The following is a 13804-nucleotide window of genomic DNA, read 5'->3' as shown; positions in this document are numbered from 1 at the left end:
CACCCCATGATTCAGCTGCCTCAAATGCTTTACACGCTCCAGCCGGAAACGGCCAATGCCTATCAGCGCGCGATGGATACTGTGCTCCCTATGGTTGATCAGTCGCTATTGGAGCTGTGCCGGGCGCAGCTCAAGGCGGCGCAGCAGCGCAGGGTGTGGGCACCACCCACAGAAGCGGGCGCTCTGGAGTTGGCGGCCTGCCAGCTGGCCGATCAGTTCGCGGTCTCCGTTGATGGCATCAGCGAGCAGCAGATCGAGTCACTGGGCCGATACCTGGAGCCCGCGGCGATAACCGCCCTGGTGAACTCACTTTATTTGATCGATATGGCCCTGCGCCTAGAGCAGGTGGTACCTGTTGTCATACCCCATGCAGAGAACGCTGACGCCGGGCAGACTACTGCCTCTGCGGAAGCGCCTACCGGTGATCAGGAGTCGGTGACTGGCAAAGTGATCGCGGATTTCGCGGCTACAGCGGTGCTTGCCGATGAAATCGACGCACTCACCGGCGAACTGGTGCGGCTGCGTTGTGCGCAGATCCACCACTGCCGTATGTGTGGCTCGCTGCGTCAGCGTAGCGCCCTGCAGAATGGTTTTGAGGAATCGATGGCGGAAAAGGTCTCGCGCTACGAGCAGGGTGGCTTCAGTGACTCCGTAGTCGCCGCGCTTCATCTTGTCGACACGTTAATTATGACCCCATCGGATGCCGATGCTGCGTTAGCGGCGGAAGTGCAGCAGCATTTTTCTCCCGGCCAAATTGCCGAGCTCTGTTTTGACGTCGTCAAATGGAGTCAGCAAAAAGCGCTGGTTGCCACCCATATCGATGCGCCGCCCTGGGAAGGCATCCACGTGCTGAATTTTGATGAGCAGGGACAGCCTCTTTTTGAGGGGCCGGTTGCCGAAGCGGGACTTGCCTGAGGCTATTGATCTCCGGTGTTTTTGATGACGGTGGGAGCCACCGTCATTGACCCATCACTCCATGAAAGCAGCGCTTCGCCTTCACTGATAGTGCACTGAAGCTCCATACCCGTTTGGCAGGCGCTGGCTAAAGCGTGCATGTCCTGATCACTGATCTGGGCGATATGGAGTTTATCGAGTCGATTCAGTACGGGTTCATTCTTGCGCCACCAGACCGGTAACGCCTTGTCACCATACGCATAAAGCACCACGTGCTCTGACCGGCCGCAGGCCTTGCGCAGTCTCTCGGGATCCGGCGCGCCGAGAGCGATCCAGGTGTCTATTTGCCCGTCGAGTGTTTGCACGGACAGGTCCGGATCATCCTCGGTGCTGATGCCCCGGCCGAATTCCAGACGCTCGTCGGCATGAAGGGCAAAGGCGAGCACACGGAGCATCATACGGGCTTCGGTTTCGGACGGGTGCCTGGCAATCGTCAGCGGAAAATCCTGATACACGTGACGGTCCAGATCGGCGACTTGCAAAGTGATGCGAAAAACCGACGATTTCAGCGCCATTCTGGCATTAACTTGGGCGTTGTTAGCCAAGTACAACTAAGAACCCGGCGACGGAAGCCATCGATGGTGTTCATTCGTCTTCCGAAGTGGCGGAGATGGTTGTCCACGTGTGGCGCCAGATACCCCAGGTTCCATCGTCTTCTTTAAGTAGCACGTCGGTATAGTAGGAGTGGGTCTTTTGTGCCGTCAGGGCGCCCTCCTGTTCAATGCCAACCTCGGGGTCTTTTAGCGTCAGATGAATAATGTATTCATAATCCGCTACGGCCATATCACCGACCACGGTGATTTCAGGATAGCTGATGACCTCTATTTTATAGGTGGCCATCTCAAAGACCGGACCCAGAAATGTGCTGTACCGGTCGCGCCCATCAATGGGCTTGGCGCCCGGGGGAAGAAGGCGGACGTCGGGATGGAGCGCATCGAGGTAGCCAGGAATACTGCTGGCCTCGACCGCGTCACGGTAATCGGCGTAGAACGCCTCAATCACAGCGACTTCATCGACTTCATCGGCATTGTGGCTGTCAGCCATTGACCCAACGCTGCCCAGTGTCAGTGCGAGCAAGAGGAGTGAACCGGTGGTCATTAATCTCATAGTCTTTTCCCTTTGGTAGTCATTGCGTACAAAAATGGCAGCATCACAAGGTTCGCACGCGCTTTCGATGCAGGAGCACCGCAAAAAAATATCGGCAAGCCGTCGCGGTCGGCGCGCTGTCGCTGCGCAGTGTCATCGGGCCATTACTCGCCGTCGGGCAATGCGTAGGCGACGATGGTGTCACTGGCGTCGGTCTGGAACCACAGGTGCTGGCCGGTGACGATAACCACATACTGCTTACCGTCGACCGAGTACGTCATGGGCGTGGTCTGGCTTCCCCCGGGAAGCTTGTCTTTCCAGAGTTCTTCGCCGGTCTTCATGTCGAAGGCGCGCAGGTACTGATCCATGGTGGCGGCGATAAACAGCACGCCACCGGCGGTTGCCGCCGGGCCACCAATGTTGGGTGTGCCCAGGTTCCAGTCAAAGGGTAAGGGAACCGGCACTACATGATTGATGCTCCCTAATGGCACATCCCAGCGTTTCTTGCCGGTCTTGAGATCGTAAGCCGATAAACCTCCCCAGGGTGGAGGAGTGCAGGGTGCACCCCACGGCGATAACAGGAACTCCCGCTTGGCCGCGTAGGGCGTACCTTTCATCGGTGAGATATCGACACCACCGCTGAGTGCTACCGAATCACCGGCAGTGCCATCGTCGGGAATTAAGGTGATTACCGACGCGACGCGGCTCGAGTTGACGAACAGCGACTGGGTGGCCGGATCGATGGCTGCACCCCCCCAATTCGCACCGCCGGCAGCGCTGGGGTAATGGATGCTGCCCTCAATACTTGCCGGGGTGAATAAGCCATCGAAACGGTATTTCTCGATCAGATCACGACAGGCACCGCGATCCCAGAAGGTAAAACCCCAGGCGTCATCGGGCGTCAAGTTGGTGTGGAACAAGGGTTCGGGGAGCGTGGGTATGGGCTGGGTTTTGGACAACTGCTCACCGGGGACACCGTTTTGAGGCACCGATCGCTCTTCAATGGGAAAGAGGGGTTCGCCGGTGCGCCGATCAAACACAAAGATGAAACCGTGTTTGGTGGTCTGGACGACAGCGGGAATCGCCATGCCGTTTTTATCAATAGTCATTAGCGTGGGCTGTGCGGGTGTATCGTAGTCCCAGACGTCGTGGTGAACCAGTTGGAAGGACCAGACGACCTCACCGGTACTCGCCTTGAGTGCGACCAGAGAATTGCCATAACGGTTGTCACCGGGTCGTTCACCGCCATAGTAATCGGGTGCGGGGCTGGAGGTGGGTATGAACAGTAGATCAAGCGCCTCATCCGATGACATCACCGACCACATATTGGCCGCACCGGTACGGTGACGGCTACCTTCCAGCCAATCGCTGTCGGTCGGTCCGGAGTCCTGAGGAATCGGATCAAAGGTCCAGGCGGGTTGTCCGGTGCGGGCATCAAAGCCGTACACAACGCCACGCGGCGCATTGGCTCGAACGTTGTCGAGGATCATCGAGCCGACGGCGATAACATTGTTGGTGACCGTAGGTGGAGAGGCCAGTTTGACCTCACCGTTGTGTTGTTGGTTAGGCACATCGATTGCGACCTGGCCGCCATTGCCAAAGCTCTCGCAGGCGGCGCCGGTGTGCGCGTCAATAGCAATCAGTCGAAGATCGACGGTGGCATAGACAATGCGATGGGCACAGGCGGACTCGCTGGGGGCTTCTTGGTCGATCCACTGAGACACTCCACGACAGACGTATTGATTGGGTAGCTCGAAGGTGGCATCAATCTTCGGGTCAAAGGCCCAGCGTTCCGCACCCGTGAGCGGGTCGAGTGCGATAACCCGTCCAAACGGGGTGCAGGTAATAATCGATCCGGCCGCGAGTATCGGTGTGGTTTCAGAGGAGCTGTTTTGCAACATCTCGCTGGAGCGGCGTTGTAACTCCCCGGTGCTGTAGCGCCAGGCGACCGTCAGCTGCTCTACGTTCTCAGGTGTGATCTCGTCGGAACTGACATACCGGGTACCACCGGGTGTCGCCCCCCAGTCAGACCATTCCGACAAGGTATGCGCGGTGTCCTGGGCAACCGCAGAGGCGGCGCTGATAATGGCGCAGGAGAACAAAAAACCAACACATAACTGTTTTGGCATGGCGCTTTATTCCTTCTTATTAGTCCTTGTGATTTTCGACCCCTCGCATCGGTAAAGCAAGGCAATGCGGCTGGGGTATGACTGTAAAAATCGATACGCGACGGTTACCGATTAGCGGTACCGTTGTTCTGCTGCACGCACTTTCTTCAGGTAGTTGCGGGTCTCCGCGAAGGGATGGCGCGTTACCAACTGATCGTAGACCTGGTCAGCGGTGAGTCGATTGATACGTTCGACGGCTCGATTCTTATCGCTGTCGAAGGTACGCAGTGCGCCGCCGGCACCGCCGTTATAGGCGGCGATGGTCGCGAAGTGTCGACTCTCGTGATCGCGGATACGGGACAGGTAAACATCATCGAGCAGATGCAGGTAGGCGCTGCCAATATCAATGTTAAAGGGTGGCTCAAACAATTGCTGACGGGTAGGTTCACCCGGTTGTTTTTTAATGCGTTCGAAGACGTCGCGACCGGCGGTAGCGGGAACCACCTGCATCAGGCCAAAGGCATTGGCGGGGCTTACGGCGTAGGGGTTGAAGGCACTTTCGACTTCTATGACGGCGTAGATCAGGGTGGGCGATATGCCGTACTGCCGCGATGCCGCGATAACCTGATCGGCGTACTCGAGTTCCCGTAACTGTAGGTGGTTATCCACCAGTGAAACACGAAGCAGGTGCAGCGATCGACCATTTTGCTGCAGGCGACGAAGCTCGTTGGCGATCAGGTAGTCGGCATAACGTTCGGCACGCCAGCGCCAGCGAATGGCTTCACCATCGTGATCGAGTACCTGCCCGAGTAAAAAGGGTTCCCCGTCGGTATCCGGCTCCGCATCGGTGAAAATATCCTCGACCCGCATGTCTCGACTGGTGAGTAAAGTACTGACCATGGCGTCGCGAAGTTTGCCAAGCGGCTGCTCTTCAGCGACGGTTTCGACCTGCAGCCAGCCTTCGTCAAAGTCGATGATGGCCCTCGCTTCATAGGCATTGCTGTATTTGACATAGCGATGTTCCGAGGCGATCTCGGGTTCCCGTTCACCCCAGATATCCCGCAGGATGGTCGTGGCCACTCGAACCAGTTCAGGCAGGTTTTCGAAATCCGAGGGCAGTCCCGCTCCCTCCAACTCGACCTCAATGATTTCACGGGCGATACGCTCGGGATCGCCGCTGAGTACGGCGCTGATCGCCTGCTCGGGATTACTGGCGCAGCTACTGAGCAACAGCAGCAGGATCGGCGATAAAAAAAGAGTCCGGACCGTCCGAAATAGCCGCTGTGAGCTGTTCGAAAGACAGAAGCCCATTAACGGCATGTCGGCGCTTGATTGTCCCGAGGGGAAATGAAGGCGCAGGTCGAGACTAAAGATCTAGATGTTCTGAAAATTTCGCATAGTTCGAAATCTGTATTCAAGCTTCTATACCCGCTTCGTCGGCATCGACGACTTCGGTCTCCAGGCGCGCTTCGTCAACCCACGATTTAACATCAGGATTGCTTAATAACTGGTGGACCCATGGCTGATGCCGACGGGAAATATCGACTCCGTAGGTTAAAAAGCGAAATACGATGGGCGCAAAAAACGCATCAGCGATCGATTTTTCACCGTAAAGCCAGCCGTTATCGTCGCCACAGAGTGCCAGTGCCTCGCTCCATAGCGCAAAGACTCGATCGATATCCGACTCGATGGCGCTCGCGATGTCGGGTTCGGGCGCGATCTTGCGCTGTGCCCGAATATTCATCGGCATTGCCGCCCGCAGTGAGGCAAAGCCCGAGTGCATCTCCGCCACCGCGCTGCGGGCATGGGCGCGAAGCGCGGGATCTGCAGGCCAGGCTCCGGTTCGGGCGCTCTCAGCCACGGTCTCGCAGATGGCGAGGGAATCCCAGATGGTTTGCCCACCCACCACCAATACGGGAACCCGGCGCGCTGCTGAAATGTCGCCGATACGCGCATCAAATTCGGGCGTATCGAGGGGGATGCGAACGCTACTGAAGGGGTACTCCATGAAACGCAGTGCCAACCATGCCCGCATCGACCAGCTGGAGTAATTACGATTGCCGATGTAAAGCGTCGCTGAATCACTCACGGTTGCACCTCTCGTACCCACCGCAGGGAAGAACGGCCGGTGGGGTCAAACTGTGGGTAGCAGTTCGGCTTCGGCCTTTAACGCCGCTTCCAGGGCTGTAACATCGTCGGTGCTGTTATAGAAGTGGGGCGCGACACGAATGTTGTTATCCCGCTCGGTGAGAATGACCTTGCGGCCCGCGAGTCGTTGAACCAGCGCCGGGGCATCGGTTGACCGAATCGCCAGCATGGCCCCGTGGCGATCCCGGGGTGTCACCAGATCCCATCCGTTGCGATAAACCATTTCCTTGATGCCGTAGTTTACCGCAGCGATATTGCGCTCCACGGTCTCCATACCGACCTCCAGCAGTAGTTTCAAACCCGCCTCTGCGGCGAACAGGCCGACCGCATTCGGCGTACCCGCCTCAAAGCGTCGGGCGGTGGGGTGAGGTTCGTTGTGGTAGATGTCCATGGCGTAGGGGTTGGCCTGGGCGAACCAGCCGGTGGCAACGGGTTGGATACCATTAGTCATCGAATCCCTGACGTACATGAATCCGGTGCCCGCACCCGCAAGCAGGTACTTGGTGCAACCCCCGACCAGGAAGTCGGCGCCGGAGGCGGTTACATCGAAGCGGCGGGTACCGATACCCTGATAGGCATCAATCAATACCAAAGCACCGCGGGAATGCGCGAGTTTTACGATGGGATCGATATCGGTCCATACGCCGTTGCGATAACAGACCAGTGGCACCTGAACCATCAGCGTATTGTCGTCGATCAACTCATCAAACTGGTGCAGTTGTAGCGCGGTGCCCGTGTCATCAACCGCTACGCGCTTCACTTTTGCGCCCCGGGCCTCCTGGGCCAGCAGAATCTGTGCCGTGGTCGGGAAGTCAAAGTCGGTGGTCACGATACCGTTGCGACCGGCACTGAAATCGAATGCTGAGAGCAGTGTATTTAGCGATTGACTCACCGAGGTTGAAATCGATACGTCATCGGCGGGACAGCACAGCAGGTCTGCGAGGAGCGTCCGGGTAGATTCGGCTTTCTCCACATAGATGTCCCACCGTGCACCCTGCTCGTGGCGAATGGTCATGTACTCATTGAGCGCGGCCTCTACCTGCAGGGATAAGGGGCCATAAGAGCAGGCGTTGAAGTAACACTGCTCAGCCAAAATAGGGAAGTAACTGCGCAGCAATTCGAGCGATTTTTCATTGGCCTCTGCCGGTGCCAAATCAGCTTGAGAAGGTGTCATAAATAGAGCCTGCCACTATTGAGAAGAGAGCGATGGGGATGACGAAGCGCATCCAGAGAAACATGATCCGGTGATAGAGCCGCGGATTGCCTGCATTGAACACAGCGCGCAGCGCATCGGCACGGGTATACGACCAGGTGATGGCAATCACCGCCAGCAGCCCGCCGGTCACCATAAACCAGGAGCCGATAATGAGATCGAGGGTGCCGATAATTTCGGGGTGCCAGCCGGGGTAGGCAATCAGCGCGGTTTCGGCGATGCCAATAATCAGAAACAGCCGCCCTTTGCCCAGCCAGATACCAACGGGCGCCTCCTCCAGCGATACAACGACCACCTGAAACACGGCGATGACCGAGAGAAACGCTACGAGTGCCAGCGCCAGCAGCATCAGCGAGCCTACCCACCGACCATTGTCCATCTGCGCCAGCAGGGTGGGTACCGTATCGAACAGAAGGGTTGGGCCGGAGTCCAGCGAGAGACCAAAGACCATAATCGTCGGCACGATGAAAAGCGCTGCCAATAACGACGCCGTGGTGTCACCCACCGCCGAGAGTATCGCCAATGAGCCCAGTCGTTCACTGTCACTGATGTATTTGCCGTACACCATGGCGAAGGTAGCGCCCAAGCCCAGGGAGAAAAAGCATTGTCCCAGTGCCGCTGACAGTTCCCGAATGCCAATTTGGGAAAAATCGGGACGCATGAATTGTAAGGTCGCGTCTTTGGCGCCCGGCAGTGTCAACGCCACGTAGCCGAGGTAGACGGCGACCAGAAAAAAGAAGGGTACGAAGGTGTCGCTGACTCGCTCGATTCCCCCTTTCAGGCCGTGCCAGATAACAAAGAGTGCCCCCCAAAGCACGCTCACCGCCATGAGGTATTGCATCACGGGATTGGCCAGGTTGTTGGCGAACAGATCCAGATTCTGTTCATTGAAACCACTGCTTATCGAAAACCAGGCACTGTAGAACACGTTGGCGACTACCAGGGTGTAATACGATCCCGCTACGAACACGCCACCCACCAGAACGTAGCCCAGTACGCGACCGATCGAACCGAGACTGTTCGCCAGCACGGTTATGGTGGCGCCGCGCTGACTGCGCGCCAGCGCCAGTTCGCACATCATCGCCGGCACGGCGATAATCACCATGAGCAGTGCAAACACCATCAGGAACGCACTACCGCCGTGGGTACCCATCATATAGGGAAAGCGCCAGACGTTACCCAACCCGACCGCCACGCCGAGCAACGTCATTACCGTGGTGAAAAAAGACGAAAAACGAGCATTCTCAGCGATTTCTTTCATGCATTACGCGCTCGGTCGGATAAACAAAAAACGTAGCCTTGTCGCGGCCACGCCGTCAGCATTCTCAGGCGGGTACCGCCCGATCATGTTTCAAGGAGACATGGTAGCAGGGTCGCGCCCGGTTTACGTCGGCAGCCACAGTGCCTTTCTGACCCTACAGCACTCCCCTCAAACGGGGTTTTACACCTCTAGCGGTTTGCGCGTATTCTGCCCGCCAACGTCAATTCGTCGGGATTTTCACATTATGAATGATACAGCCTCGTCCGACCTGCCCGCAGTCGCTGACACAAAGCCGAGTTATCAGGAGCTTACCAAAGGCCGCAAATACCGTTGGTGTGCCTGCGGTTTGTCCAAGCGGCAGCCGTTTTGTGACGGTTCGCACCAGGGCACGGGTATCGAGCCCTTGATTTACGAGGCCCGGTCGGAGGGCGAGGAAGTTCTGTTTTGCAATTGCAAGAAGACCAGCGACGGTCCCCACTGCGACGGATCGCATAATGCCATCCCGGGTGCTTACTCCCTCGACGACCCCCAAAGCGCCGCCAATCGTGCGATCCCCCAGCGGGATTTTGATGCCGCTACAGCGACCGCTGCGCTGGACGACAACTGCTACGTGTTCTCGACCTCCAGGGCTGAGCGGGTGTCGGCCCGGGGCATGGATTACTGCAAGGTGATTTCCCCCGCGCAGGGCGCGCTGTACCAGTCGCAGTTTCACGCTACTGTTCGTGATGAGACGGACTTCATCAGCTTTGGCGATCGCCATGTGGTGCTGTTCATTGCCGACGGTGGTGGTCGCATCACCATTGGTACCAAGACCCTGTCCATAGCGTCGGACAGTGGCGTTTATATCCGCCCTGGCGAAGATTTCCAGTTGTGCCCTGAGCCCACGCTCGAGGTCTATATATCCGCATGCCCGGCAGCCGAGGCCCCCGAGTTCTCAGCGACTTCGAGTGCGGGCTTCGATGCCGATTACCCGGAACGGCGAGTAGCGGTTGACCCGGATAAGCGCAATGCCATGGCGGCGCGGTATTTCCAGATGCTGGTCGACAAGTCGATTGGCTCCGATGTGGCGACTCAGTTTATTGGCCACATCCCGGAGTCAAAGGCGGCGCCGCATCGCCATCTTTACGAGGAAGCCCTGATTATTCTCAAAGGTAAGGGCATGATGTGGACGCAAACGGGTCGGGCGCCGGTGGAGGCGGGGGACGTTATCTTCCTGCCCGCCAAATGCGAGCATTCGCTGGAGGCAACCAACGCGGCGGGCATGGATGTGGTCGGTGTGATTTACCCCGGAGACAACCCATCAATCAATTACTAACGCTTACCACGGTTGTGGAAGCGGAATTGGGAAGCAAACTATGAAGTGGCCTGCAACGCGCATTGCTGACAGTACCCCCGCGGGTTTCGGCATGTATCAAAAAGCCCGTTTACCGAAGTATCAGGGCATCGACCTGATTCACCTCGAAGTGGGCAAGCCCAACTGCGACACCCCGTTGCACATCAAGGAAGCGAGCAAGAAAGCCCTCGACGATGGCATTGTCCATTACGGCGAATTTGCCGGTGAAACCGTCTTGCGTGAAGCTATTGTTGCGCGCTTGCGTCGCGACAAAAAGCTCGATGTGACCGCCGACCAGATCATTGTCACCAACGGGCTCACCCACGCGTCTTTCGCCGTATTTTTTGCGGCAGTGGACCCCGGTGATGAGGTGATTGTGCTGGCGCCTTATTACCCCCAGCATATCGGCAAAATCGAATTGGCCGGCGGTGTGCCGGTGTTTGTGCCGCTTGATCGCGACAATGGCTACAGCATCGACGCTGCCGCCATCGAGGCGGCCATTACCCCGCGCACGCGAATGATTTGCCTGGTCAACCCCTCGAATCCGACCGGACGGGTGTACACCCGGGCGGAGCTGGATGCGGTGGCCGACCTGGCTATCAGGCATGACCTGCTCGTGCTGAGCGACGAGGTGTACGAAGAAATAGTATTTGATGATGTAGAGCACATCAGTATTGCATCGTTACCCGGAATGGCCGAGCGTACCTTTAGCCTGTTCGCCTTTACAAAATCCTATGCGATGGATGGTTGGCGTCTTGGCTATATCGCAGCCGACCCCCGATTTATTCCCGCACTGCTGCAAATTACCATCGCCGATGTCGCCCACGTGAATGTCTTCGCCCAGCACGGCGCACTGGCGGCATTGACCGGGGATCCGGCGCCTCGCGCTGCGATTCACGCCGAGGATACGCGCCGACGCGACCTTACGGTGGCGGGGCTCAATGCCTTGCCCGGGGTTGAATGTCGTCCACCTGAGGGTGCGGTTTACGCCTTTGCCGATATTCGGGGCACGGGCAAAACCTCGCAGGTGTTCGCCGACGAGATGCTGGATAACGCCCACGTAGTCGTAGAGTCGGGGGATTTTTATGGTCCGGCGGGCGAGGGGCATATTCGTATCTGCTTCGGCTCGGAGCCCTACGAACGCATTGAGGAAGCACTCAGGCGTATGGCCCGCTATCTCGGCGAATAGCCTGAAGGCGCCCAAACCGGCCTGAGACCCACCATCCGGCGACTAATTCGCCGAATATTCAACCAGCTCGATGGGGTAACCGTCGGGGTCGACGATGAAGGCAAGCCGCATGCCCGGGCGGACATCGACGATCGCCGGGTCGGAGCGCGCCTTTACACCCGCTTCTTGCAGTTTTTTGATGATCCCGTCGAGGTCGTCGATGACAAGCGTTAGAAAGCTCTGGGTGGCGCGCGCGCAAATCTCGTCGTGGAGTTGCCCCGGTGCCGACGGTAAACCCTGGCGCTCCAGTAACTTCACCACAGCGCCGCAGGGTGCAGTCAGTCGGCTGATGGAGAAGCCATTGGCGGCCACTCCGGTGCGCTCGCCGATCTCGGCGCTAATCGTGATGTCCCGTTCGGGCGCCAGTCCGAGCAGGTCTCGATAAAAGGGCACCGATGTCGCGAGGTCACCGACGACAATGCCGAGCTCGATTGGTTTTACGATAGTCGGCAAGGAACTCATCCGGTACGGGTAAAATCGGGCCGACGACGTTCCATAAATGCGTCGATACCCTCGCGTGCTGCCTTGGTCATGCCGGTATCGCCAAAGGCCTGGTAACCCACTTCCAGTGCCTTATTAAAGCTCGGCGCCGCCGCTGCGTCGGTGATTGCCCGGGCCATGATCGAACCGACCTCGGCACTGAAGGGGGTTTCCGGATTCACGGTGCCGACATCAACCGGAGCATCGAGATTCGGTTTTCCGTGATCCCGTACCCACCGCGCAGCGGACTGGGCCTGGTCGAACAGATCGGATAGATCAGTGGACAGGGATCGGACCACGCCCAGCGACAGGGCGTCCGCAGCCGACAGGCGTTCCGCCTTCATGATCATGTCGTGGAACGTGGCAGCCGCAGCGGGGTAGCGCCGGTAAGGTACGGCCAGCGCACCAATCCCTGGCGCAATACCCAGCGAGATTTCCGGAAACTGAAGGTAAGCGTCTTTCATCATCACCATGGCGTCACAGCGCAATGCCAGCTCCAGCCCGCCGCCGAGCGCCAGACCATTGAGCGCCGCAATAATAGGCTTTTTGCACACATCCATACGCAGCAACAACCGCGAGCAGGCGCGCGCGTAGTCGACGCAGGAGCCGTGGTCACCAAGCAGGCTCGGGAAACGGCCAATATCCGCACCGGAACAGAAGGCCTGGGTGCCATAGCCGGTGATGATAATGGCCTCGATCGAGGGATCGGCTTCCGCGCGCTCCAGCTCATCGAGGATTTCATCGGTCATTTCATCGTGCAGGGCGTTGAGGGCATCGGGGCGGCGAAGGGTGATCAGTAGCGCGTCATGATGTCGGTCCACGCCAATAAATTGTCGCGCCCCCATCGCCGCGGTGATGGCGGTATCGCCCCGGGGCATCGCCGGTTTCCAGGCGGCAAACGAATCGGCGATTCGACGCACTTCCGACTCGCCCAGTTGCTGCATCATCGCCAGTGGTCCCTCACGAAAGCCAAAAGCCAGTCGGCAACCGAGATCCAGATCCTCGGGGGTGCCGATGTTGCGGTTAAGAATATCGGCGCTTTGGGAAAACAGGATCCCGAGCAATCGGTCCCGAATTTTTGCGCTCAGCTCCAGACCCACCTCAACGGGCGCGCTCGGTGCAGCGGTATCCCAATCGGGATCGTCCTCAAAAATGGCGGCCGGTGCGTAGTGGTCGCCTTCCTCCTCCTGCTGCAGCCGGTTGGTCTCGATAATGATGGGATTGCCATTGGCGAGATTAAGCACGTGGAAGGGACCGGCGTGGACAAAGGCCATGGCGACGCTGTCGATCTGCGCAGGGGTTGCTTCCGGGAGCAGTAGTGCCGCCTCGTTACACCAGTTATCGAAGATGCGATCGAGCATGAAGCAGACGTCGTCAGACGTCATCATCGGCGTCTTACCCGTGGCGTAAAAAATCCAGCGTAGTGCTTGCACGGTCTTTTCGCTGACGCCGTACCACTCGATCACTTCTACCGCCGGATTCTTGAACGCGGGAGCGAAAAAGTGGGTAACGGTCGCCCGGGTCGGATTTTCAAGGTGTGAGAACAGTCGCTCCGCCGGCAGCGAGCTGGTGTTGGAGGTAATCATTGCCTCGTCACTGACCACGGCCTCGACATCAGAGAAGATCTGTCGTTTTACCGCGAGATTCTCGGTGGCGGCCTCGATAACCCACTCGCAGCCAGCGAGGGCGCTGTAATCGCAGCTCGCGGAGATGTGTGCCGCTGCCGCTTCGGCCTGGGCCGCAGAGAGCTTCCCTTTGTCCAGACCCTTTGCCGCATAGGCCCGGATGCGATCGACTGCCTTTTCCAGAGCCTCATCGACAACATCGATCAGTACCAGTTCGAGTCCGGGTAAGGCGCTTTTCAGGTAGTAGCCAATATCGGGTCCGATCGTGCCGCAACCGATAATACCCACACGCGTCGGTATGCTCTCCGGTGACGGGGCGAGTGCGGGATTGAAAGCGTGGTGCGAGGGCATAGCGTGGGCCTTGTATT

Annotated in this window: 12 protein-coding genes; 3 read left to right on the top strand and 9 right to left on the bottom strand. The window is 58.2% G+C overall.

The features are described 5' to 3' along the window. Window positions 1–6 precede the first annotated feature (6 nt). Window positions 7–915, top strand: a complete 909-nt coding sequence (locus NOR51B_RS15090) for a carboxymuconolactone decarboxylase family protein (RefSeq protein WP_009020470.1) — start codon at window positions 7–9, stop codon at window positions 913–915. A gap of 2 nt (window positions 916–917) precedes the next feature. Here NOR51B_RS15090 and NOR51B_RS14335 read toward each other — a convergent pair whose 3' ends face one another. The 7 genes from NOR51B_RS14335 to NOR51B_RS14305 all read right to left on the bottom strand — a co-directional run bounded on the left by NOR51B_RS14335 (window position 918) and on the right by NOR51B_RS14305 (window position 8770). Beyond that, window positions 918–1469, bottom strand: coding sequence for a YaeQ family protein (locus NOR51B_RS14335; protein WP_009019230.1), 552 nt, complete (start codon window positions 1467–1469; stop codon window positions 918–920). Between the two features lie 70 nt (window positions 1470–1539). Continuing rightward, window positions 1540–2061 (bottom strand): YybH family protein, encoded by a 522-nt coding sequence (locus tag NOR51B_RS14330; RefSeq protein WP_081443989.1) that lies wholly within the window; start codon window positions 2059–2061, stop codon window positions 1540–1542. 143 nt (window positions 2062–2204) lie between these two features. Continuing rightward, window positions 2205–4169: a pyrroloquinoline quinone-dependent dehydrogenase gene (locus tag NOR51B_RS14325; protein ID WP_009021365.1), complete on the bottom strand. Its 1965-nt coding sequence runs from the start codon at window positions 4167–4169 to the stop codon at window positions 2205–2207. A gap of 111 nt (window positions 4170–4280) precedes the next feature. Further along, complete coding sequence (locus tag NOR51B_RS14320; protein WP_230198481.1) at window positions 4281–5378, bottom strand: murein transglycosylase domain-containing protein; 1098 nt, start codon at window positions 5376–5378, stop codon at window positions 4281–4283. A 184-nt stretch (window positions 5379–5562) separates the two neighbouring features. Continuing rightward, on the bottom strand, window positions 5563–6237 hold the full coding sequence (locus NOR51B_RS14315; protein ID WP_009020727.1) for a glutathione S-transferase family protein: 675 nt from the start codon (window positions 6235–6237) through the stop codon (window positions 5563–5565). A gap of 45 nt (window positions 6238–6282) precedes the next feature. Continuing rightward, window positions 6283–7470, bottom strand: coding sequence for an aminotransferase class V-fold PLP-dependent enzyme (locus NOR51B_RS14310; protein ID WP_009018814.1), 1188 nt, complete (start codon window positions 7468–7470; stop codon window positions 6283–6285). Further along, on the bottom strand, window positions 7451–8770 hold the full coding sequence (locus tag NOR51B_RS14305; RefSeq protein WP_009021345.1) for a sodium-dependent transporter: 1320 nt from the start codon (window positions 8768–8770) through the stop codon (window positions 7451–7453). Before NOR51B_RS14305 ends, NOR51B_RS14310 begins: the two co-directional genes overlap by 20 nt. Window positions 8771–9014: 244 nt before the next feature. Between NOR51B_RS14305 and NOR51B_RS14300 the strand changes: the two genes are divergently transcribed. Next, window positions 9015–10085, top strand: a complete 1071-nt coding sequence (locus NOR51B_RS14300; protein ID WP_040482171.1) for a CDGSH iron-sulfur domain-containing protein — start codon at window positions 9015–9017, stop codon at window positions 10083–10085. A gap of 40 nt (window positions 10086–10125) precedes the next feature. Then, window positions 10126–11292: a pyridoxal phosphate-dependent aminotransferase gene (locus tag NOR51B_RS14295; RefSeq protein ID WP_009020305.1), complete on the top strand. Its 1167-nt coding sequence runs from the start codon at window positions 10126–10128 to the stop codon at window positions 11290–11292. A 42-nt stretch (window positions 11293–11334) separates the two neighbouring features. Here the strand turns inward: NOR51B_RS14295 and NOR51B_RS14290 are convergent, their stop codons facing one another. Both NOR51B_RS14290 and NOR51B_RS14285 read right to left on the bottom strand, forming a co-directional pair. Next, the gene (locus tag NOR51B_RS14290; protein WP_195891510.1) at window positions 11335–11784 is read right to left on the bottom strand and encodes a VOC family protein; all 450 of its coding nucleotides are present in this window, start codon (window positions 11782–11784) and stop codon (window positions 11335–11337) included. A 5-nt stretch (window positions 11785–11789) separates the two neighbouring features. Next, on the bottom strand, window positions 11790–13787 hold the full coding sequence (locus tag NOR51B_RS14285; RefSeq protein ID WP_009020835.1) for a 3-hydroxyacyl-CoA dehydrogenase/enoyl-CoA hydratase family protein: 1998 nt from the start codon (window positions 13785–13787) through the stop codon (window positions 11790–11792). Between the last annotated feature and the right edge of the window lie 17 nt (window positions 13788–13804).

It is taken from the genome of Luminiphilus syltensis NOR5-1B, from assembly GCF_000158175.1.
GTDB classification, from domain to species: domain Bacteria; phylum Pseudomonadota; class Gammaproteobacteria; order Pseudomonadales; family Halieaceae; genus Luminiphilus; species Luminiphilus syltensis.
The sequence above is the reverse complement of the archived record's forward strand: the minus strand, read 5'-3'. Positions and strand labels throughout refer to the sequence as shown.

What these genes read in the sequence shown, in the direction of transcription:
- NOR51B_RS14325 (WP_009021365.1), bottom strand. Translation starts at nt 4,169, where the DNA reads ATGCCAAAACAGTTATGTGTTGGTTTTTTGTTCTCCTGCGCCATTATC.
- NOR51B_RS14285 (WP_009020835.1), bottom strand. Translation starts at nt 13,787, where the DNA reads ATGCCCTCGCACCACGCTTTCAATCCCGCACTCGCCCCGTCACCGGAG.
- NOR51B_RS14295 (WP_009020305.1), top strand. Translation starts at nt 10,126, where the DNA reads ATGAAGTGGCCTGCAACGCGCATTGCTGACAGTACCCCCGCGGGTTTC.
- NOR51B_RS15090 (WP_009020470.1), top strand. Translation starts at nt 7, where the DNA reads ATGATTCAGCTGCCTCAAATGCTTTACACGCTCCAGCCGGAAACGGCC.
- NOR51B_RS14305 (WP_009021345.1), bottom strand. Translation starts at nt 8,770, where the DNA reads ATGAAAGAAATCGCTGAGAATGCTCGTTTTTCGTCTTTTTTCACCACG.
- NOR51B_RS14335 (WP_009019230.1), bottom strand. Translation starts at nt 1,469, where the DNA reads ATGGCGCTGAAATCGTCGGTTTTTCGCATCACTTTGCAAGTCGCCGAT.
- NOR51B_RS14310 (WP_009018814.1), bottom strand. Translation starts at nt 7,470, where the DNA reads ATGACACCTTCTCAAGCTGATTTGGCACCGGCAGAGGCCAATGAAAAA.
- NOR51B_RS14330 (WP_081443989.1), bottom strand. Translation starts at nt 2,061, where the DNA reads ATGAGATTAATGACCACCGGTTCACTCCTCTTGCTCGCACTGACACTG.
- NOR51B_RS14300 (WP_040482171.1), top strand. Translation starts at nt 9,015, where the DNA reads ATGAATGATACAGCCTCGTCCGACCTGCCCGCAGTCGCTGACACAAAG.